At 69.9% G+C, this 19,929-nt stretch carries 17 protein-coding genes, 1 pseudogene and 1 riboswitch; of the genes and pseudogenes, 4 read left to right on the forward strand and 14 right to left on the reverse strand.

Going from position 1 to position 19,929, the window contains the following annotated elements:
* Positions 1 to 156: 156 nt before the first annotated feature.
* Positions 157 to 246, reverse strand: a riboswitch (SAM riboswitch).
* Between the two features lie 174 nt (positions 247 to 420).
* From rsmA to rsmI, 6 genes and pseudogenes are all read right to left on the reverse strand, one after another.
* Entirely contained in the window at positions 421 to 1,290 is an 870-nt protein-coding gene (rsmA, locus tag AB0J91_RS23010; RefSeq protein ID WP_363872264.1) for a 16S rRNA (adenine(1518)-N(6)/adenine(1519)-N(6))-dimethyltransferase RsmA, read from the reverse strand.
* Between the two features lie 109 nt (positions 1,291 to 1,399).
* Positions 1,400 to 2,893 carry a transglycosylase family protein gene (locus tag AB0J91_RS23015; RefSeq protein WP_363872267.1) on the reverse strand — a complete coding sequence of 498 codons (1,494 nt, stop codon included), beginning with the start codon at positions 2,891 to 2,893 and terminating at the stop codon, positions 1,400 to 1,402.
* A 622-nt stretch (positions 2,894 to 3,515) separates the two neighbouring features.
* A pseudogene (locus AB0J91_RS23020) lies at positions 3,516 to 3,761 on the reverse strand (transglycosylase family protein); the annotation flags it as partial.
* Positions 3,762 to 4,066: 305 nt separating this feature from the next.
* The gene (locus AB0J91_RS23025; protein ID WP_363872270.1) at positions 4,067 to 4,900 is read right to left on the reverse strand and encodes a TatD family hydrolase; all 834 of its coding nucleotides are present in this window, start codon (positions 4,898 to 4,900) and stop codon (positions 4,067 to 4,069) included.
* Complete coding sequence (gene metG / locus AB0J91_RS23030; protein ID WP_363872273.1) at positions 4,900 to 6,696, reverse strand: methionine--tRNA ligase; 1,797 nt, start codon at positions 6,694 to 6,696, stop codon at positions 4,900 to 4,902. The genes AB0J91_RS23025 and metG overlap by 1 nt, the downstream gene beginning before the upstream one ends.
* A gap of 105 nt (positions 6,697 to 6,801) precedes the next feature.
* Entirely contained in the window at positions 6,802 to 7,638 is an 837-nt protein-coding gene (rsmI, locus tag AB0J91_RS23035) for a 16S rRNA (cytidine(1402)-2'-O)-methyltransferase (protein ID WP_363872276.1), read from the reverse strand.
* A gap of 267 nt (positions 7,639 to 7,905) precedes the next feature.
* Here rsmI and AB0J91_RS23040 point away from each other — a divergent pair, with 267 nt between their 5' ends.
* Entirely contained in the window at positions 7,906 to 9,360 is a 1,455-nt protein-coding gene (locus tag AB0J91_RS23040) for a phospholipid carrier-dependent glycosyltransferase (RefSeq protein ID WP_363872383.1), read from the forward strand.
* Here AB0J91_RS23040 and AB0J91_RS23045 read toward each other — a convergent pair whose 3' ends face one another.
* Both AB0J91_RS23045 and AB0J91_RS23050 read right to left on the reverse strand, forming a co-directional pair.
* Complete coding sequence (locus tag AB0J91_RS23045) at positions 9,361 to 10,053, reverse strand: ABC transporter permease (protein WP_363872385.1); 693 nt, start codon at positions 10,051 to 10,053, stop codon at positions 9,361 to 9,363.
* 2 nt (positions 10,054 to 10,055) lie between these two features.
* Positions 10,056 to 10,943, reverse strand: coding sequence for an ABC transporter ATP-binding protein (locus AB0J91_RS23050; RefSeq protein ID WP_363872279.1), 888 nt, complete (start codon positions 10,941 to 10,943; stop codon positions 10,056 to 10,058).
* A 145-nt stretch (positions 10,944 to 11,088) separates the two neighbouring features.
* Here AB0J91_RS23050 and AB0J91_RS23055 point away from each other — a divergent pair, with 145 nt between their 5' ends.
* On the forward strand, positions 11,089 to 12,267 hold the full coding sequence (locus AB0J91_RS23055) for a histidine kinase (protein ID WP_363872282.1): 1,179 nt from the start codon (positions 11,089 to 11,091) through the stop codon (positions 12,265 to 12,267).
* Positions 12,264 to 12,860, forward strand: a complete 597-nt coding sequence (locus tag AB0J91_RS23060; protein ID WP_363872285.1) for a response regulator transcription factor — start codon at positions 12,264 to 12,266, stop codon at positions 12,858 to 12,860. The genes AB0J91_RS23055 and AB0J91_RS23060 overlap by 4 nt, the downstream gene beginning before the upstream one ends.
* A 202-nt stretch (positions 12,861 to 13,062) precedes the next feature.
* On the opposite strand, the gene lat is transcribed toward AB0J91_RS23060, so the two are convergent.
* Complete coding sequence (lat, locus tag AB0J91_RS23065) at positions 13,063 to 14,415, reverse strand: L-lysine 6-transaminase (RefSeq protein ID WP_363872288.1); 1,353 nt, start codon at positions 14,413 to 14,415, stop codon at positions 13,063 to 13,065.
* A 164-nt stretch (positions 14,416 to 14,579) separates the two neighbouring features.
* Entirely contained in the window at positions 14,580 to 15,425 is an 846-nt protein-coding gene (locus AB0J91_RS23070) for an SAM-dependent methyltransferase (RefSeq protein WP_363872291.1), read from the reverse strand.
* An 18-nt stretch (positions 15,426 to 15,443) separates the two neighbouring features.
* On the opposite strand from AB0J91_RS23070, the gene AB0J91_RS23075 reads away from it, so the two are divergent.
* Complete coding sequence (locus AB0J91_RS23075; protein ID WP_363872294.1) at positions 15,444 to 15,986, forward strand: TetR family transcriptional regulator; 543 nt, start codon at positions 15,444 to 15,446, stop codon at positions 15,984 to 15,986.
* Here AB0J91_RS23075 and AB0J91_RS23080 read toward each other — a convergent pair whose 3' ends face one another.
* From AB0J91_RS23080 to AB0J91_RS23095, 4 genes are all read right to left on the reverse strand, one after another.
* Positions 15,987 to 16,994, reverse strand: a complete 1,008-nt coding sequence (locus AB0J91_RS23080; RefSeq protein ID WP_363872297.1) for an SDR family NAD(P)-dependent oxidoreductase — start codon at positions 16,992 to 16,994, stop codon at positions 15,987 to 15,989.
* A 228-nt stretch (positions 16,995 to 17,222) separates the two neighbouring features.
* Entirely contained in the window at positions 17,223 to 17,441 is a 219-nt protein-coding gene (locus tag AB0J91_RS23085; protein ID WP_363872299.1) for an SDR family oxidoreductase, read from the reverse strand.
* 284 nt (positions 17,442 to 17,725) lie between these two features.
* The gene (locus tag AB0J91_RS23090; protein WP_363872302.1) at positions 17,726 to 18,538 is read right to left on the reverse strand and encodes an NBR1-Ig-like domain-containing protein; all 813 of its coding nucleotides are present in this window, start codon (positions 18,536 to 18,538) and stop codon (positions 17,726 to 17,728) included.
* A gap of 103 nt (positions 18,539 to 18,641) precedes the next feature.
* A complete protein-coding gene (locus AB0J91_RS23095) occupies positions 18,642 to 19,835 on the reverse strand; it encodes a glycoside hydrolase family 64 protein (protein WP_363872304.1) in 1,194 nt (397 codons plus the stop codon).
* Between the last annotated feature and the right edge of the window lie 94 nt (positions 19,836 to 19,929).

A 19,929-nucleotide genomic window follows, 5' to 3' on the forward strand; every position in this document is an offset into this window, starting at 1 on the left:
GGGCCAGGTCACATCTCGCGACGACAGGCGCAGGTCGTGCGCCTTCCGTGGTCGATGAACCGTCGCTGCGTGAGCAGTTCCCTGATGTGGGGTACCCCGAACCGGGCGTTGCCGGTGGCAGGCAGGTTCGCTAACCGCGCGTTGGAATCCACAGCTACTCCATCGGTCCTGGCGTTAGCACCTGCCCGCGAGGGGTGGTTGCTGCGGCGTCAACAAGCCAGGTCTCTCAGCCGCTCGGGATGGATTTCCCGAATAGTAGACCCCATCGACAGGGCCCGACGCAAGCTGATAGCGGTCACTGACCGAAATCGTTTGCCAGATCACATACCGGGTGGAGCGGGAATTTTTCCGCAGCGGGTGGCGTTTTGGTCACCCTCAGTGATGTCGCAGCGCGTGGCCGCAAGCCCCCGGACGAGTGGTTCAGCTGCTCGACCCGGATGACGCGGCCTCCGCGATCCGGGCGAAATCGGCGATCCCCAGCTGCTCTCCGCGCGTCGTCGGATCGACGCCCGCCGCGCGCAGCAGCTCCTCAGCCCGAGCCGCCGAGCCGGCCCAACCCGCCAGCGCGCCCCGCAAGACCTTGCGCCGCTGCGCGAACGCCGCGTCGATGACGCGGAAGACGTCCTCGCGCGCCGCGTTCGACGGCGGATCAACCCGGTGGAAGGCCACGAGCCCGGAATCCACGTTGGGCACCGGCCAGAACACCTTGCGCGGCACCGGACCCGCGCGGCGGACGTCGGCGAACCACGCCGCCTTCGCGCTCGGCACCCCGTAGGTGCGGCTGCCGGGTTCGGCGGCCATCCGCTCGGCGACCTCGGACTGCACCATGACCAAGCCCTTGCGCAACGTCGGGAGCTCGGCCAGCAGGTGCAGCACCACGGGCACGGCGACGTTGTAGGGCAGGTTGGCGACCAGCGCGGTCGGCGGCTTCGCGAAGTCCTCCGCGCGCACCCGCAGGGCGTCGGCGGGCAGCACGGTCAGCCGGTCGGCGAGGCCGGGGGCGAACTCCTGCGCGGTCCGCGGCAGCCTGGCGGCCAGCACCGGGTCGATCTCCACGGCGACGACCTCTCCGGCCACCGGCATGATCGCCAACGTCAGCGAACCGAGCCCGGGACCGACCTCCAGCACGACGTCATCGGCACCGACCTCGGCGACCGAGACGATCCGGCGCACCGTGTTGGGGTCGTGCACGAAGTTCTGGCCGAGCTTCTTGGTCGGCTTGATGTCCAGCTCGGCGGCCAGCCGACGCACGTCGGCCGGGCCGAGCAGCGTCGCCTGCTGGTCGTCCACGGTGCAAGAACCTACCTGCGCCGCTCTCCCCGCGTCTCACCAGGGCGAACAACGCGAGAAGGGCGCCACCGGAATGCAACGGTGGCGCCCTCCGCGTGGAATTTCGAGATCAGTCCAGGCCGAGCTTGGACGAGCAGGACGGCCATGCGCCGTAGCTGCCTCCGCGGGCGTCGCGGACCTTCTCGGCGACCGCGATCTGCTGCTCGCGGCTGGCCTGGTGCGGGTACGGAGCGTACTGGTCGCCGCCGTAGGCGTCCCAGGTGGACTTGTCGAACTGCAGGCCACCGTAGTAACCGTTGCCGCTGTTCATGGCCCAGTTGCCGGTCGCCTCGCACTGGACGAGCTTGTCCCAGACATCGCTGTTCGGCGCGGGCTTGCCACCGACGCGGACGACCTTCTCGACCGGCGCCTTGGTGACCTTCTCGTCGACGACCTCGCGATCCGACTCCTCGCCGTTGCGCGTGGAGATGCGGGTGAACTGGATCTTCTCGCCGGCCTCGCCGGGAGACTCGACCCGCTCCTCGCCCTTGAACATCGAGTTGTCGACGATCTCGCGGACCGGCGGCGGAACCGGCACGGTCACGCTGATCACGGAGCTCTGCAGCCGGTCGATGCGCACCTCGGCGCCGGTGACCAGCTTGGCGTCGGCACCCGGGGTGACCTTGTCGTCCGGACCGAGCTTGAGCTTCCGCTCCTTGACGAGCTCGTCGATGTTGGCGGCGGTGGTGGTCAGCTGCTGCGGCGCACCACTGCCGTCGATGAGCGTGATGTCCTTCTGCGTGCGGACCGACAGCTCCATGCCCTGCTCGGGCACCGGCATGTTGCGGTCCGCGTTGAGGACGGCGCCGTCGGCGTTGACGCCGAGCTGGCGCAGGGCCTGCTCGACGGTCACCGAGCGGACCCACTCCTCGCGGACCTCGCCGTCGACGTTGAGCTTGAGCAGGCGACCGCGGTCGAGGGTGATGGTCTCGCCGTGGCCGACCTCGGCCTGCGGGGAGGGGCTCAGCGCGTCGTGCGCGCCGACGCGGATGCCCTGGTCCTCCAGGACCTCGCCCACGGTGTCGTCGTAGGTGTTGACGGTGCGCGTCTGCCCGTCCACCTCGACGGTGACCGACTTGTCCATCGCGGCGGCGGCGCCACCGGTGCCGGTCAGGCTCAGCAGCACACCGGCGACCGCGCCCTTGAGGAAGCGGCGCTTCCAGACGGTCAGCGCTTCGGTGACCTGCTGCGGCGGGAGAGCGCCCGCCTCGCCCTCGGGCATCGCCTCGAGGAAGTCCATCGGCGGCAGGACGGTCGTCTCGGCGTTGATCAGCCGGATGACCTCGTCGACGTCGATCTCGGCGGTCGCGAGCACGTCCTCGGCGTCGGGGCCGAGCACGTCGTAGACGTCCTGCGGGGTGATCTCGAAAGCACCTGGCGGGAAGCTCGGGTGCTCGTCGGACCACTGGGGGTCCGGGCGGTCGAGCAGGCCTACCGCGGTGTGCTGCTCGGTCGGCTGGACCGGGGTGAACCAGTCAGTCGCCGCGTCAAAGGAATCGGCCCAGTAGCCGTTGTTCCGCGGGGTCGCGAAACCGGCATGGCTGGGCTCGCCACGTCCGTTCACAGGGTCGTTACCTCCCGAAGGCGCAAAGTCGCGACCGCGAAGAACTGAACGTGAGAAGCGTTGGGCGAGTTCATGTTTCTCGCGCAACCCCTCTCGTTCCTCGCGTGCGCACAACCTTCGTGCTTCGTGTCTGTATCCGACTCCCGCAAGCCAATTGCCGCCTAGTCAGCCGCGAGCTCCTTGCGCTCACCGCAGACTTCCCCGACGTACACCGGCGAGACTAACGGGCGTTCCCCATGACTGGTTGTCATCGGTTACGGGGCCGAGACTCTACCGTGATCATGCGAGGCCGCCAAGGACCCGATTCGGACATGTGAGTCCGATTACGCTTGTTTGCCACGCAACCCAACACGATGTGTAGTCAAGATCGGTAAAAATTAGGCCATTCGGGGGGCACCTACAGGATTCGTTAGCAGCCACCCGAGCCGCTTGCGTGACATATAACACGGGCCCGACCAGCGCTGTAACCCATGATCAACGGGGGTGCGGGCCTGCGGAAACGGCCCCGGACAACGGTCCGGCCCGAGCACCAAGCGCGCTCGGGCCGGACCTCCCCTCCCCACGCACGAGGGAAACGAGTTTCCCCCGCGACGATCTTTCGCGTTATTGCGGCGACTTCACGTCATCGCGGCAGTCCCAGCTTCCGCGAGCACGCCGGCCAGGCGCCGTAACCGCCGCGGGCGTCGTGCACGTTCTGCGCGATCTGGATCTGCTGCTCGCGCGACGCGCGATGCGGGTAGCGGTTGAACCGCTCACCGCCGTGAGCCGCCCATGTGCTGCGGCTGAACTGCAGGCCGCCGTAGTAGCCGTTTCCGGTGTTGGCGGCCCAGTTGCCGCCGGACTCGCACCTAGCGAGCCGGTCCCACACCACAGCTCGATCGTCATTCGGGGCTGCCGCGGCGTTCGGGGCCACCGCGACCAGGGCGCTACCGCTGATGGCGACTGCCGCCGCCACGGTCCACTTCGTGAATCTATGCAACTTCACTGCACATCCTCACAACCGATGGTTCCGGTGTGGGAGGACCTCCGCGAGCGAGTTTCCCCGCGGAGTTCGGGGTGTCCCCCCGTTCCGGCTTCCACTGTGGACGGTAGGAGTCGGCGGGCGGACCGCAAGCGGGCGCAGGAGGAGACCTCCTACCAGAAACCGCAGCGTAGGGAACTACAGGGCTGTGATTACCCCTGTCCGAGCCCGAACACTCGCTCAGCGGTGGCCGTGGTGGCTACCGCGAGCTCATCAACGTTCACGCCACGGAGTTCGGCGAGGTCACGAAGGGTGTAATTGACGCAGTAAGGCTGATTCGGCCGTCCCCGGAACGGGTGCGGGGTCAGGAACGGCGCGTCGGTCTCCACCAGCATCTGCTCCAGCGGGACCGTTTCCGCCGCCGCCCGAAGGCCTTTCGCGTTGCGGAAGGTCGCCGTGCCGGCGAACGAGAGCACGTACCCCTCGTCCACGCAGGACTTCGCGAACTCGGCGTCGCCGGAGAAGCAGTGGAAGACCACCTTCTCCGGGGCGCCCTCCTCGTCGAGGATGCGCAGGATGTCGTCGTGCGCCTCGCGGTCGTGGATCATCAGCGGTTTGCCGATCCGCTTCGCGAGGTCGATGTGCCAGCGGAACGCCTCCTGCTGCGGTTCCGGCGGCGAGTAGTCCCAGTAGTAGTCGAGCCCGGTCTCGCCGATGGCGACCACGCGCGGGTGCGCGGCCAGCTCCTCCAGCGTGGCGCGGTCGTCGTCGCCGAAGTCCTTGGTGCGGGTCGGGTGCAGCGACACGGCGGCGAAGACCCGGTCGTCCCAGGTGGCGGCCTCGACGGCCCAGCGCGCGGAGTCGATGTCGTCGGCGACGGTCACGACGCGGCCGACACCGGCGCTCTGCGCGCGGTCGAGCATCTCGCGGACGTCCTCGGCGGTCTTGGCGCCGCAGGCGTCGAGGTGGGTGTGAGCGTCGACGGCAGCTGCCGCCAGCGCCTCGGGCACCGGCGGCAGTTCCTGCCTCTTGTCCTTCTTGCCCATCAGGACTGCTGGATCGGGGCCCATTCCGGGCCGGTCTCGCCGAGTTCGGCGTCGAGCTTGGCGAACAGCGGCTTCGGCTTGTCCAGCGGACGTCCCACCTCGATGTCGGTGGACTCCCACTTGGCCTGCTCAGCCGCGTACTCACCCATCAGCACCGGGTAGGACGCCGACGGCTCGTCGAGGTCGTCGACCTCGCGGATCTCCGGCTGCGCCGCCCAGACCCCGGTGCCGCCCAGCAGCTCGTGCACCTTCTGCGCGGAGTGCGGCAGGAACGGCGTGAGCAGCGTGTTGGCGTCGGAGACGACCTGCAGCGCCGTGTGCAGCACGGTGTCGCGGCGGTCCGGGTCCTCCTTGAGCTTCCACGGCTCCTGGTCGGACAGGTACTTGTTGGCCGCCGAGACCACCCGCATCGCCTCCTGCGACGCGAGCTTGAACCGCGAGCTGCGCAGGTGCGCTCCGACGGTGTCGAACGCCGCGCGGGCCTGCGCCTTGAGCTCCTCGTCCGCGGGAGCGGGAGCGGTCGGTGCGGGGACCGCGCCGTTGTTCTTCGCCGCCATCGAGATGGACCTGTTGACCAGGTTGCCCCACTCGTTGGCCAGCTCGAAGTTGGTGCGGCGGACGAACTCGTCCCAGGTGAAGTCGGTGTCCTGGTTCTCGGGACCGGCCACCGAGATGAAGTAGCGCAGGGTGTCCGGGCCGAACTCGCGCAGGAAGTCGCGCACGTAGATCACGGTGCCGCGCGAAGTGGAGAACTTCGAGCCGCTCATGGTGAGGAACTCGCTGGAGACCACCTCGCCGGGCAGGTTCAGCTCGCCGAACGGGCCGGTCGTGCCGCCCTTGTCGCCCTGGCCGTTGTGCCCCATCAGCAGGGTCGGCCAGATCTGGGCGTGGAAGGTGATGTTGTCCTTGCCCATGAAGTAGTAGCCCTGGGCCGCCGGGTCGGTCCACCACTTCTTCCAGGCGTCGGGGTCGCCGGTGCGGCGCGCCCACTCGACGCTGGCCGACAGGTAGCCGATGACCGCGTCGAACCACACGTAGAAGCGCTTCATCGGCTGGTCGCGCCAGCCGTCCAGCGGGATCGGCACGCCCCAGTCGAGGTCGCGGCTGATCGCGCGCGGACGCATGTCCTCGACCAGGTTCTGCGCGAACTTGAGCACGTTCGGCCGCCAGCCGTCCCGGGTGGACAGCCACTTGCCCAGCGACTCGGTGAACGACGGCAGGTCCAGGAACAGGTGCTCGGTCTCGACGAACTCCGGCTTCTCGCCGTTGATCCGGGAGACCGGGTTCTTCAGCTCGGCCGGGTCGAGCTGGTTGCCGCAGTTGTCGCACTGGTCGCCGCGCGCGCCGTCGTAACCGCAGATCGGGCAGGTGCCCTCGATGTAGCGGTCGGGCAGCGTGCGGCCGGTGGACGGGCTGATCGCGCCGGTCGTGGTCTTGGGCAGCACGTAGCCGTTGCGGTGCAGCGCGAGGAAGAGGTCCTGCACCACCTTGTAGTGGTTGCCGGTGGTGGTGCGGGTGAACAGGTCGTAGGACAGGCCTAGGCCCTGCAGGTCCTCGGTGATCACCCGGTTGTACTTGTCGGCGAGCTGCCGCGTGGTCAGGCCCTCGTTCTCCGCCTGGACGGAGATCGGGGTCCCGTGCTCGTCCGTTCCGGAGACCATGAGCACCTGGTTGCCGGCCATTCGCTGGTAGCGGGAGAAGACGTCCGAAGGCACACCGAAGCCGGAAACATGACCGATGTGTCGCGGACCGTTGGCATACGGCCAGGCCACAGCGGTCAACACAGAGGCGCTCATGCCCGTCAGCGTAATCGCCTGCTCGTCCTGCGTGGCGGTGCGGGTAGGGGAACCCGAGCGGCTCCGCGGACTCCGCGCGCAACTCCTCGAGCATGTGAGGTCAGGTCACTTCCGGGAGGCGAGGACCGCGTCGTAGAGCTCCTTCTTGCGGACTCCCGCGAGCTCGGCGACCTCGGCGACCGCGTCCTTCAAGCGGATGCCGTCCGCGGCGCGCTCCTCGACCTGCCCCACGAGCTCCGCCGGGTCGGACGGCGCCGCTCGCTCGGCACCGGCGAGGACCACCGTGATCTCGCCCCGAACGCCCTCCGCGGCCCATTCGGCGAGGTCACCCAGGCTGCCGCGCTTGATCTCCTCGTAGGTCTTGGTGAGCTCGCGGCACACCGCGGCCGGCCGCTGCTCGCCGAGCACCGAGACGGCGTCGGCGAGGGTGTCGGCGAGCCGGTGCGGGGCCTCGAAGAAGACGCTGGTGCGCTCCTCGGCGACCAGGCGGCCGAAGAACTTGCGCCGGTCCCCCGTCTTGCGCGGCGGGAACCCCTCGAAGCAGAACCGGTCCGAGGGCAGGCCGGACACCGCGAGCGCGGTGGTCACCGCCGACGGGCCGGGCAGGCACGTCACCGGCAGTCCCTCGGTCACGCACGCCGAGACCAGCCGGTAGCCGGGATCCGACACGCTCGGCATGCCAGCGTCGGTCACCAGCAGCACGGTCCTGCCCTCGCGCAGCGCGTCGAGCAGCATCGGAGCGCGCGCGGACTCCACGGCCTCGTAGTAGCTGACGACCTTGCCCGCCGGGGTGACGCCCAGCGCGCTGGCGAGGTTGCGCACCCGGCGGGTGTCCTCGGCGGCGACCACCTCGGCGGTGCCGAGCGCCTCGATCAGCCGCGCGGACGCGTCGCGGGCATCACCGAGCGGGGTGGCGGCGAGCAGCAGGGTGCCGGAGTCCATGACCGCACAGCGTAGGCCGCCGGACCCCGGACGAGGATGCGGCGTGGCCGTTGCTCCGAGCGCGGGGCCCGGCTTCCGAGCGAGGCGATTCCTCGACGGCTCCTAGCGGGGCGTCCCCCGGTCGAGGCGTGCCTGACCCTTACGATCGACGGTGTGAGCGTCCCAGTCCGCAGGTTCGGCGGTGCCGACGAACTCGTCCAGGTAGGCCGCGCACCGGCGGCTCGCCGACCGGGGGAGACCGACCCGCTGCCACTGCTGGACTCCTCGATGCCCACCGACCGCAGGCGCGCCTGGGTGGTGACCCTGGTGATCACCCTGGTCGCCGGTCTGGTCCGCTTCTGGGACCTGGGCCGGGCCACCGACGAGGGCACTCCGGTCTTCGACGAGAAGCACTACGTCCCGCAGGCGTGGCAGATGCTGCGCAACGGCGGCTACGAGGACAACCCCGGCTACGAGCTGGTGGCGCACCCGCCGGTCGGCAAGCAGATGATCGCGATCGGCGAGTGGCTGCTGGGCTACACGCCGTGGGGCTGGCGGATCATGGCCGCCCTGTTCGGCACCCTGATGGTGCTGCTGATCGTGCGCATCGCCCGCCGGATGACCCGCTCGACGCTGCTGGGCGCGCTGGCCGGCGTGCTGCTGATCTGCGACGGCCTCAGCCACGTGCAGGCCCGCGTCGGGATGCTCGACATCTTCCAGGCGCTGTTCCTGCTCGCCGCGTTCTCCTGCCTGCTGGTGGACCGCGATCAGGTGCGCGAACGCCTGTGGCAGGTCTGCTCGGACGGACGGCTGGACCCGTCGACCTGGGGCCCGCAGCTGGGTTTCCGCTGGTGGCGCTTGGGCGCCGGTCTGATGCTGGGCCTGGCCTGCGGGGTCAAGTGGAACGGCATCTACTACATCATGGCGTTCGGCCTGCTCAGCGTGATCTGGGACGCGCTGGCCAGGCGGGCGGCCGGGGTGCGGAGGCCGTGGCGGGCCGCGCTCATGCGCGACACCGCCCCGGCGCTGTGGGCGCTGGTGGGCCTCCCGCTGCTGGTGTACTTCGCGACCTGGTCGGGCTGGTTCGCCAGCGAGACCGCGACCGACCGGCACGCGGTCCTGCTCAACGACGACGTGGGCATGAACGGCCTGCCCGACGCGCTGCGATCGCTGCTGTACTACCAGCTCAACGTGCTGGACTTCCACACCCACCTGACCACGCCGTCGACCCCGCACCCGTGGGAGTCGAAGCCGTGGGCGTGGCCGATGGGCATGCGCCCGATGCTCTACTACTACGAGTCCGGGATGCCGGGCTGCGGCCGCAACAGCTGCGTGCAGGCCACGATGCTGATCGGCACCCCGGCGATGTGGTGGCTGGCGCTGCCGGTCGCGGCGTGGTCGGTGTGGCGCGCGGTGTTCCGGCTGGACTGGCGCTACGCGGCGGTCCTGGTCGGCTACGGCGCCGGGTACCTGCCGTGGTTCACGAACCTGTCGCGGCAGATGTACTACTTCTACGCCACTCCGCTGGTCCCGTTCCTGGTGCTGGGGATCGTGCTGGTGCTCGGCCACGTGCTGGGCTCCGTCGACGACCACTACGAGCGGCGCAAGACCGGGCTGCTGGCCGTGTCGCTCTACATCGGACTGGTGGTCGCGAACTTCGTGTGGCTGTGGCCGATCCTCAACGGTGATCCCATCACCCACGAGCAGTGGCAGGCCGAGCTGTGGCTGCCGTCCTGGCGCTGATCAGCGCGGTTCCCACCGGAACCAGGCCTTGGCCAGCAGGCTGAACAGCACGATCCAGACCAGCAGCGACGCGGCGGGCAGGAGGGCGTCGCCCTCGCCGGTCACCGCGTGGTGGATCAGGCCGCCGACGCCTCCGCCGGGGAGCGGCAGCCACGTCGGACCGACGATGGCGACCAGGACACCGCCCATCAAGGCGAGGAACAGCGGCAGCGTGGTGATCTGGGCCTGCTCGGAGGACGAGGTGCGACCGCTGGTCGCGACGCCGGCCGCCAGGCAGAGCCCGGTGCCCAGGACCAGGGCGGCCAGCAGCGGCAGCGGTGCCGGTACCGGCGCGCCCATGCTGATCGAGATGATCAGCATCAGCGCCGACTGCAGCACGCCGAGCAGCACCACCGGGGCGAGCAGCCCGGCGAGGATCACCGCGTCGGAGGCCTCGCCGCTGCGGAGCCGCTTGAGGTAGAGGTCTTCGCGGCGCGAGGCCAGCGCGGCGGTGACGGCGAAGTAGACGGTGAAGCCGAGGACCATCAGCAGCTGGAGGCAGAGCGTGATCGCCCAGGCCTGCGGCGAGGCCTCGTCGGGCAGGTTGAAGCCGGCCCACAGTCCGACCAGGATCGGCATCAGCAACGAGCTGACCGCCACGGTCTTGTTGCGCAGCAGGAGTTTCAGCTCGGCTCGCGCCAGAGCCAGGACCATCTTCACGCCTGGGTCTCCTCTCGGACGGACTGGAAGATCTCTTCCAGCGAGGCCGGCTGCGCGCGCAGACCGGAGAGGTCCACGCGCCCGTCGGCCCAGTTCAGCAGGGTGTGCAGGTCCTGCTGCAGGTGCGGGGTGCGGATGTCGACGCGGCTGTCGCGACGGGTCGCGGTGCCGATCAGCGGCGGCAGGCCGGTGTCTTCCGCGGCGTTGAAGGTGATGCGCGCGTGGTGGTCGGCGAGGACGTCGACGAGCCGTCCGGCGACCGCGATGCGGCCTCGGTGCATGATCGCCAGCCGGTGCGCGAGGCGTTCGGCCTCTTCGAGGTAGTGCGTGGTCAGCAGGACCGTGGTGCCCGCGGAGAGCAGGCCGCGCACGAGTTCCCACGTGGTGCGGCGCGATTCGGGGTCCATGCCGACGGTGGGTTCGTCGAGGAACAGCAGCTCGGGCTCGCCGAGCAGGGCCAGCGCGAGGTCGAGGCGCCTGCGTTCACCGCCGGAGAGCTGCTTGACGCGGACGTCGCGGCGCGGGTCGAGCCCGAGGGCGTCGAGCGTTCCGTCCACATCGGACTCCGCTGTGCGCATCCGGCGGGCCAGCTCGGCGGTTTCGGCGACCGTGAGGTCTCCGGCGAATCCGCTGTCCTGCAGCATGATCCCGGTGCGGCTGCGGATCGAGCGGTCGCGCAGCGGGTCGGCGCCGAAGACGCGCACCTGCCCCTGCGCCGGGGCTCGGTGGCCCTCGACGGTTTCCAGCACGGTCGTCTTGCCCGCCCCGTTGGTCCCCAGCAGCGCGAACAGCTCGCCGGGCAGGACGTCGAAGTCGACTCCTCGCACCGCCTCGAAATCGCCGTAGCGGCAGCGCAGGCCGCGGGCTTCGATCACTGGTGTCATGCGTTCAGCCTGGTCATCGGCGGTTCGCGCCGGTAGGGCGTCCCGTCAGCGGTGCGCGGGTGCGGTGTCAGCGGATCCGATGACTGATGTCATGAGCTCGGCGATCCGGTGCCGCCGCAGCGGCCGGATGCACGATGCTGAGGAGGTGAACGAGGACCCGACCGAGTTCGACCCGCGACGGCTCGCGCGGCTGCGCCGCTACACGTGGTGGTCGATCGTGCCGATGATGCCGGTCTACGCGGTGTTCCCGGCCATCGACCTCGCCTCCGGGGCCTACGGCGCGCCCGAGGTCGTGGTGCTCGGACTTGTCGCGCTGCTGGTCACGGTGGACGGAACGCAGCTGTCGACGCTGCTGATGCGCGGTTTCGGTCACGGCCCCCGCTACCCGGTCGCGCGCGGCCTGGTGCTCGCCGCCGGGCTGGCCGCCACGGGCTACGCGGTGTCGACGAACCCGTACGGGATGCTCTGGGTGGTTCCGCTCGGTGGCCTGGTGGGCGTGCACGTGGCGCTGGCCGCACCCCGGCTGCGCTGGCCGATCCAGATCGTCGCGCTGGTGGTCATCGCCGCGGTGACGTGGGTGGGCAGCGCGCTCGGCGGCCCGCACCCGATGATCGGGATGTTCTTCGCCTTCTACGCCGTCGTCATCGTGTCGATGATCTCGGCGCTGACGGTGGGCGTGGTGTGGTTCTGGGACATGGTGCTGACGCTGGACCGCGCCCGGTCGGTCAGCGGCGAGCTGGCGATCGCCCGCGAACGGCTGCGCTTCGCCGCCGACCTGCACGACGTGCAGGGCCACCACCTGCAGGCCATCGCGCTGAAGGCCGAGCTCGCCGAACGCCTCGTCGGCAACGACGACGCCGCCGCACGCGCGCAGGCCGCGGAGGTCGCCGAGCTGGCCCGCACGGCGCTGCGCGACACGCGCGCGGTCGTGCAGGGCTACCGGCGCAGCAACCTGACCGGCGAGCTCACCAACGCGCGGGAGATCCTGGAGGCCGCAGGTGTGAAGACCGAGGTGCGCGGCGACGCGACGCTGGTTCCGCCACCGCTGCAGCCGCTCTTCGGGGCGCTCGTGCGGGAGGGGACGACGAACATCCTGCGGCACTCCCGAGCTCGGCACTGCACCCTGGACATCGCCGTCGACGGGTCGCGCACCCGCGTGGTCCTGAGCAACGACGCGGCGAATCCCGCTGGTGGACGAGGAGGTTCGGGCATCGACGGGCTTCGGCACCGCTTCGCCACGCTGAACGGGCACGTGGACTCCCGCCACGACGGCGAGCGCTTCGAACTCATCGGCACGGCCGAGGAACCGGGGGCGGGACTGTGATCCGCGTGGTGCTGGCCGACGACGAGGACCTGATCAGGGGCGCGCTGGCAGCGCTGCTGGCGCTGGAGCCGGACCTGGAGGTGGTCGCCCAGTGCAGCAACGGCGTCGAAGCGCTGGAGGCCGTTCGCCTGCACCGCCCGGACATCGCCGTGCTCGACCTGGAGATGCCCGAGCTCGACGGGGTCGAGGCGGCCAAGCGGCTCACCGGGGAGCTGCCGATCGTGCTGGTCACCCGGCACGCCCGGCCGGGCGTGCTGAAGCGGGCGCTGGCGGCGGGGATCCGCGGTTTCGTCCCGAAGACGACGCCGGCGACCAAGCTCGCGGCGATCCTCCGCGACGTCCAGTCCGGTGGGCGCTACATCGACCCGGAGATCGCGGCGGCGGCCCTGACCGGTGACGCGTGCCCGCTGACCGATCGCGAGCTGGAGCTGCTCCGGCACACCCTCAAGGGCGGCACCATCGCCGGCATCGCCGCCGAGGTCCACCTCGCCCAGGGCACGGTGCGCAACTACCTGTCGGCCGCCATGACCAAGCTCGACGTCACCACCCGCCACGAAGCCGCCCGGCGGGCCTGGCAGGAGGGCTGGATCTGACCCCACCCGGAGGATTCGAATTTCGCGCGAAATTCGACCCCGGACCGCAGCGTTCAAATTTCGCGCGAAGTTTGAACACTCCACCACCAAGACACCCCTGACCTGGGGATACACTCCCGGGCGCGTGGGGGATTCGAATTTCGCGCGAAATTTGAATCCGAAAGTTGCCGGTCGAACTTCGCGCGAAATTCGAATCGTTCACTCAGGCGAGGGAGGTGAGGGTCTTCCGGAGGGCCGCGACGGCGTCGAGGATCTCCTCCGGGCGGGCCGAGAGCGGCGGCCGGGCACGCAGCGAGTCCGGGCCGGACGGCAGGAACAGCGTCCGGTGCTGGTCCCGGGCGATCTCCAGGGCGCGGGCGCGGTGGGCGGGGTCGTGGAAGCTGATCGCGCACATCAGCCCCCGGCCGCGCGGCGAGTGGATCAGGAACGGGAACTCGGCGGCGAGATCCCGCAGCTCGCCCAGCAGGAGCTGCCCCATGGCGCGGCTGTGGGCGAACAGCTCCTCGGCCTCGATGACCTCCAGGATCCGCGTCGCCCGGACCATGTCGGTCAGCGAGCCGCCCCAGGTGGAGCTGATCCGGCTGGGCTCGCGGAAGGCGTTGTCGGCGACGTCGAGCACCCGGCGGCCGCCCATGACCCCGCAGACCTGCAGCCGCTTGCCGAAGGCGACGAGGTCGGGTTCCAGGCCCAGCGCCTGGTGCGCCCACGCCTGACCGGTCAGCGCGCCGGTCTGCACCTCGTCGGCGACGGTGAGCACGTCGTGCTCGACGCACAACCGCTGCACCGCCTGCAGGAACTGCGGGCGGAGGTGCCGGTCGCCGCCCTCGCCCTGGACGGGTTCGTAGACGAAGCAGGCGATCTCGGCGCCGTAGCGGCGGAGGGCCGCCTCGGCCGCGTCCAGCGCCTGGACCTCTTCGGGCAGCAGTTCGGCGGAGTCCCACCGCTCGCCGGGCTCGATGGCGGGGCTGGGGATCCGCGGCCAGTCGAACATCGGGTAGTCGCGGATCTTGGACGGGTCGGTGTTGGTCAGCGACAGCGTGTACCCGCTGCGCCCGTGGAACGCCTTCTCCAGGTGCATCACGCGGCTGCCGCGCACGGCGACCCCGCGTCGCGCGTTGACCTTGGTCTTCCAGTCGAAGGCGACCTTCAGGGCGTTCTCCACGGCGAGGGTGCCGCCGTCGATGAAGAACAGCAGCGGGAGTTCGGGGACCCCGACGACCCGCTGGAAGGTCTCGGCGAAGCGCGCCTGCTCCTCGGTGGCGAAGTCGGGGTTGGACGGCTTGACCCGCGAGACGCGCAGCAGGGCGGCCTCGAACTCCGGAGTGCGCAGGCCGGGGTGTCCGTGCCCGAGCGGTGCGGAGCTGAAGAACATCGTCAGGTCGAGGTACTCGGTGCCGTCGCGCACGTCGCGGAGGCGGCAGCCCTCGCCGGCGTCGAGATCCACGACGATGTCCATCAGATCGCCGGTGACCTGCGCTTTCAGCGCGGCTACCGGGTCGGTTCCGGCCCGCTGGGCGGGAACTGCGGTCGAAACGGTCTCGTGCTGAGCGGTCATGATTTCGGCCTCCCGGCTGCGTGTGCGCGGGTCTCACGCACACAACAAGAATTACACAGAAGGCCGTAGTTCAAGCAAGATACTTCAGCGGATCGTCCGCATGAACGAAAGATATTCTTCTGCTCTGGGTGCACTCCGCCCCCGGAGCAGAAGAATTCCCGGAATCAGCCGACGCGGCCGACGCCTCCGAAGAGGTAGACGGGCTTGGGCGTCTCGCCCGCGGTGTCCGGGCGCCACTGCGAGCAGCTGACCACACCGGGCTCCAGCAGCTCGGTGCCCGCGAACAGGCCCTCGATCTCGACGGCGGTGCGCGCCCGGATCGGCGTGCCGCCTCGCTCGGTGGTCTCCCGCATCGCGCGCAGCATCGGCTCGCCGTGCACCTCGGCGGAGGAGTGCGTGAGCACGAGGAAGCTGCCCTCGGGCAGCGCGTCGACCAGCTCGCGCACCACCCGGTACGCCTCCTCGTCCTCCATCAGGTGGTTGACCACGCCGAGCATCATCAGAGCGATCGGCCTGCTGAAGTCCAGGGTGCGCTTGGCCGCGTCGACGATGCCCGCGGGTTGCCGCATGTCGGCGTCGAGGTAGTCGGTCGCGCCCTCGGGAGTGCTGGTCAGCAGCGCGCGGGCGTGCGCGAGCACGGTCGGGTCGTTGTCGACGTAGACGATGCGGCTCTCGGGAGCGAGACGCTGGGCGACCTCGTGGGTGTTGTTGGCGGTCGGCAGACCAGTTCCGACGTCGAGGAACTGCCGCACGCCCTCGGTCCCCACGAGCTGGCGCACGGCGCGCACGAGGAACGCGCGCTCGGCGCGGGCGCCTTCCGGGATGTCCGGGATGTGCGCGATCACGGCGTCGCCGGCCTCGCGATCGACCGCGTAGTGGTCCTTGCCGCCGAGCCAGTAGTTCCAGATCCGCGCCGACTGCGGCGTGTTGATGTCGATCTCCACCGCTTCCAGCTCCCTCCACTGTGGTGCCGTGAATCCTACGCGGGAGAGGTCACCCGGAAGAGTCATGCCGATATCCTCTGCGACATGGCCAGGAGGTCCGGATCCCAGACGCGCGAGGCGATCCGCGACGCCGCGACCCGGCTGTTCACCGAGCACGGCTACGCCGACACCTCGGTCCGCGACATCGCCTCGCTGGCCGCCACCGATCCGGCGCTGGTGATCCGGCACTTCGGCAGCAAGGAGCTGCTGTTCCTGGACACCATGCACCTGAGCATCGACGACGAACCGCTGCTGAACGTGCCGCTGGAGCGGCTGGGCTCGCGATTCGTCGAGGTGCTGCTCGACTCCGACAGCCGCAGCCGCGCGATCTACCTGGCGATGGTGCAGGGCAGCGGCAACCCGCAGATCGCCGCGCGGCTGCGCGAGACCCACGAGACGTCGTTCGTGCAACCGCTGCGGGTGCGGATGCGCGGCCCCGACGCCGAGGACCGCGCCCGCTCGGCCGCAGCCCTGGTGGGCGGCCTGCTCTACGCGCTGTGGGTGGTCGGCGACCAGCGGCTGGCCGCCGACCGCACCGGCCTGGTCGAGCGCTACGGAGCGCTGCTGCAGCGACTGCTCACGCCGTGATCACTGCACAGACCAGCCGCCGTCGGAGGGCAGGATCGCGCCGTTGAGGTTCACCCCGTCGTCGCTGAGCAGGAACGTGATCGAGGCGGCGAGCTGCGGCGCCGTCGCCACCGGCGGCATCAGCCCCATGAACCCGCCCGTGCGCTGCCTGCCGAACTCCGACATCTCCCCGATCGACGCGCTGATGCCGGTGGCCACCCCGCCCGGCGCGACCGCGTTGACCCGGATCCCCGACGGCCCGTACATGAAGGCGGTGTTGCGGGTGATGCCGAGAACCGCGTGCTTGGAGGCGGTGTAGGCGACCCCGGCGGCGTTGCCGCGCAGCGAGGCTTCAGAGGCGACGTTGACGATGGAGCCGCTGCCCGCCGCGAGCATCGACGGCAGCGCGGCGCGCGTGAGCCGCATCAGGCCGTCGACGTTGACCCGGAAGGCGCGCTCCCAGACGGCGTCGTCGAGTTCGTGCAGCGGGCTGAAGTCGTCCATGACCCCGGCGACGTTCGCGAGCCCGTCGATCCGCTCCCCCGCGGCGGCGATGATCCGCTCGACGTCGGCGGCACGCGAGATGTCCCCGGCCACGGTGACCGAGCCCGGCAGTTCGGCCGCGAGCTCGTCGAGCGGGCCGGCGCTGATGTCGGCGGCGACGACCCGCCCGCCCTCGCGCGCGATGCGCGAGGCGGTGGCACGCCCGATGCCGGAGGCCGCGCCGGTGACGATGACGGTCTTCCCCTCGAAGCGGCCGGGCACGAGGCGTTCCTGCCAGCCGGACGCGACGCCCTCGACCTCCGGCATGACCCCGCCGTTGACCCGCAGCACCAGGTCATCGACGGCCTCTCGGCTGAACGCCCCCTGGCTGAGCTCGACCAACTGCTCCAGCGGCAGCCCGCTCACCGGCGCCAGCGCCTCGGCGTCGCGACCGGAGTCGGCCAGCACCTCCTCGATCAGCGGCCTCCCCTCGGGGTGGCTGAGCCACTCCCCGATCGAGCTCCTACCGCTCAGCACGTCACCCACCGCGCACCTCCACAAGCGAAGTCAACACTGTTGACTTGACTCTACCCGCACTCCGCACACCCCTGACCAGGCAACACTGCAACAACCCAACGACCACCCAACTCCCCAACCCGGAAAACCCCCGTAATCAGCCACCCGAATACCGCCGTAATCCGTCACCCGAAAACTGGGGTAATCCGTTGACGGAGAACTGGGGTAATCCGTACGGCCCCGGGGTGAGGCGGGGTGTCAGTTGATGCCGCCGTTGGCGCGCAGGATCTGGCCGTTGATCCAACGGCCGTCCGGACCGGCGAGGAAGGCCGTGACCGCGGCGATGTCGGCCGGGGTGCCGAGGCGCTCCAGCAGGGGCTGGGCGGCGAGCCGGTCGACCGTCTCCTGGTCCTTGCGCCGGAGCTCGGCACGGTCGAGGTCAACTGCCTGAACCTCGTGAGCGAGGACTGCCGCCAACGCCTCCTGTGGTTCACCCCACCGTCGGCACCGACTCCGCCGACAAGCTCGATCTCCTGGGCGTCCTCGGCACCCAAACCCTCGCCCCCGACCCCTCCTGAGACCGTGGTTTTGGCCGAGCGGTCTGGTTGGCCAAAGCTGTGAGCTGCGAAGACAGCGGGAAATGGCTCGGGGTGCGGGCGCGCCCATTGATCTGTGGATCTCGGGCGGCCGGGTGAATAACGTGGGTCCCGAACCGAGCGGGACTCCTCGGCCGACAGGGGGTGCCGGGGAGTCCCGCGGGTTCAAGGCCGGATCTCGATGTCGAAGAAGACGGGACGGAGCTCCTCCGGGAAGAACTGCCGACCGTCCTCGTCGACCATCTTCCACGCGATCTTGCACCGGCCGGGTTCGTTCCCGGTGAAGACCGGAACTGCGAGCGTGACGGTCTCACCGGGCGCCACGTCGCCGACCGAGACCCGTTGCGGAGCGGTGCACGCCGCGTCGCCCTCGCGGAAGACCTGCGCGAGGTACCGGCCGTCCCACGGTTCCCGGCCGACGTTGCGGACCTCCCAGGTCTTGGCGAAGTTCTGCCGCAGCGCGAACTCGGTGCCGTCCGGGACGGTCTCGCTGAGCATCAGCGACGCGTCCCCGGGGATCGGGCGCCCCTCCGGCATCCACCACCAGACCGCACCGGCCACGACGAGGGCCACCGCGAGGCCCGCGACCAGCCACTTCGGCCATCGTCTGGGCTCCGGCCGGGGAGGTCCGGGGGCGGGTTCGGGAACGGTCCGCGCCGACTCCCAGCGCTTCGACCACTCCCGTCGCGCGGTGTTCTCGTCCTGGCCCAGCACCCCGACCGCGAGGCAGCGGACGAACTCCCACGTCGTCTCCCACGAGGGCAGGTCCTTGCCGCGCGCCGCCGCCGACAGCGCCGACTTCGACGCCGCGGCGCCGAACTCGCTGCGCATCCGGTCGTAGGACGGGTCGCCGGCGGCTTCCTTCAACTCGCACAGCTGCCAGGCGAACTCCGCGACCGGACTCTCCTGCGGGTCCGGGCGCTGCTGCTTGCGACCGCGCTTGCGCGAAGCGTCATCCCTGATCACAGAACCGTCCACGCCGCTCATTCTTGCGCAACGCCCACCGGGCCTCCGAGCCCAGCCGACGAAAACGGCGGTCGACCCACGTCGTGGATCGGCCGCCGTTGCCACCGCACAGACGTCAGCGCAGGGCGTTGAGGGTCAGGGTGAACACCTCGGGGTCACCCGCGTTGACCTTGCCGCTGTGGTCCTCGCCGGCGTTGGAGCTCACGTCGTCGTAGGCGAACGCGTAGCCCTTGCCGTCGGGCAGGTTCTCGTGCACCACGCGCGCGTAGTGGTTGGTGACGTCGTTCTGGTAGAACGTCGCCGGGTCTTCCTCGTGCGGCTGGTTGGGGTTGATCAGCAGCGTCGTGCGGTTGAACGCCGCCGCCAGCCGCGGCACGATCGCCAGGCGCTCCTGCGAGTCGCTTTCCGGGTTGTTGGCGAACGGACCGCTGTTGCAGCCCCAGATGTCCACCGAGGACGGCTTGGCGAAGCGCTCCGCTCCGAACACCAGCTCCTCGCCCTCGACCTTGCCCTCGATGATGCCGAGGTCCTCGCGCTGGGTGTCGACGAACAGCGACTCGCCCGCGTACTTGGCGTAGACCTCGTCGACGTAGGGCTCCATGTAGCCCTCGAAGTCGGCGGCGCGGTGGTTCGGGTTGAGCACCCGCACGACCTTGCCGTCGGCCTCCTGCACCAGCGTGGCCCAGTTGCCGCCCATGCCCTTGAGGCTCTCGGCGACCTTGTCCATGCCACCGGTGGGCATGCCGGGAACGCTCTGCTCACCACTGCCGGTGGTGGTCAGGTGCAGCCCGATCGGGGCGGCGACGAAGTCGACGTAGCTGATGTTGGCGTAGAGCTGCTCGGCGTTGAGGGTGAACTCCGCGAACGTCCAGTCCTTGCCGAAGTTCGGGTCCTCGCTGGAGACGAAGTTCGGGTGCACGACCGAGGTCGTGCCGTCGGCGCCCTTGACGACCTGGAACTCCAGGGTGTCGTTGAGGGAGTAGTACACGCGAGCGCCGTACATGCGGGGCACGGTGACCTCGACGGTGCCGTCGACCGGGATGGCCACGTCGTCGCCGATCGGCGCCGGCTCCGGGCCGCCCGCCTCGGGGAAGTACGGAGTGCCGTCCGCCTTGATGAAAACGGCCTTCTTCTCGGCGTCCGAGAATCCGGCGATGTAGGCGTTGGCCGGACCGCCGGAGTTGTTCTGCAGCACGAACTTCATGCTTTCCGGTGCCGCCGAGGCGAATGGAGCGCTGATCGCCTGGGCCCAGAACGGTGCTGTGAGGGCCGCAGCGGAATATCCGAGAAACCGCCGACGAGAAACCATGTGGATACCTCCAGAGACAACGGGACCACCTCGTTGGGCAGCCGATCCTCTCTCGTGATCGATCCCGAAGTCTGCCGTTCTGAATGAGTCTTTC

The sequence above is a fragment of the Saccharopolyspora sp. NPDC049357 genome (assembly GCF_040677225.1).
Taxonomy (GTDB): Bacteria; Actinomycetota; Actinomycetes; order Mycobacteriales; family Pseudonocardiaceae; genus Saccharopolyspora.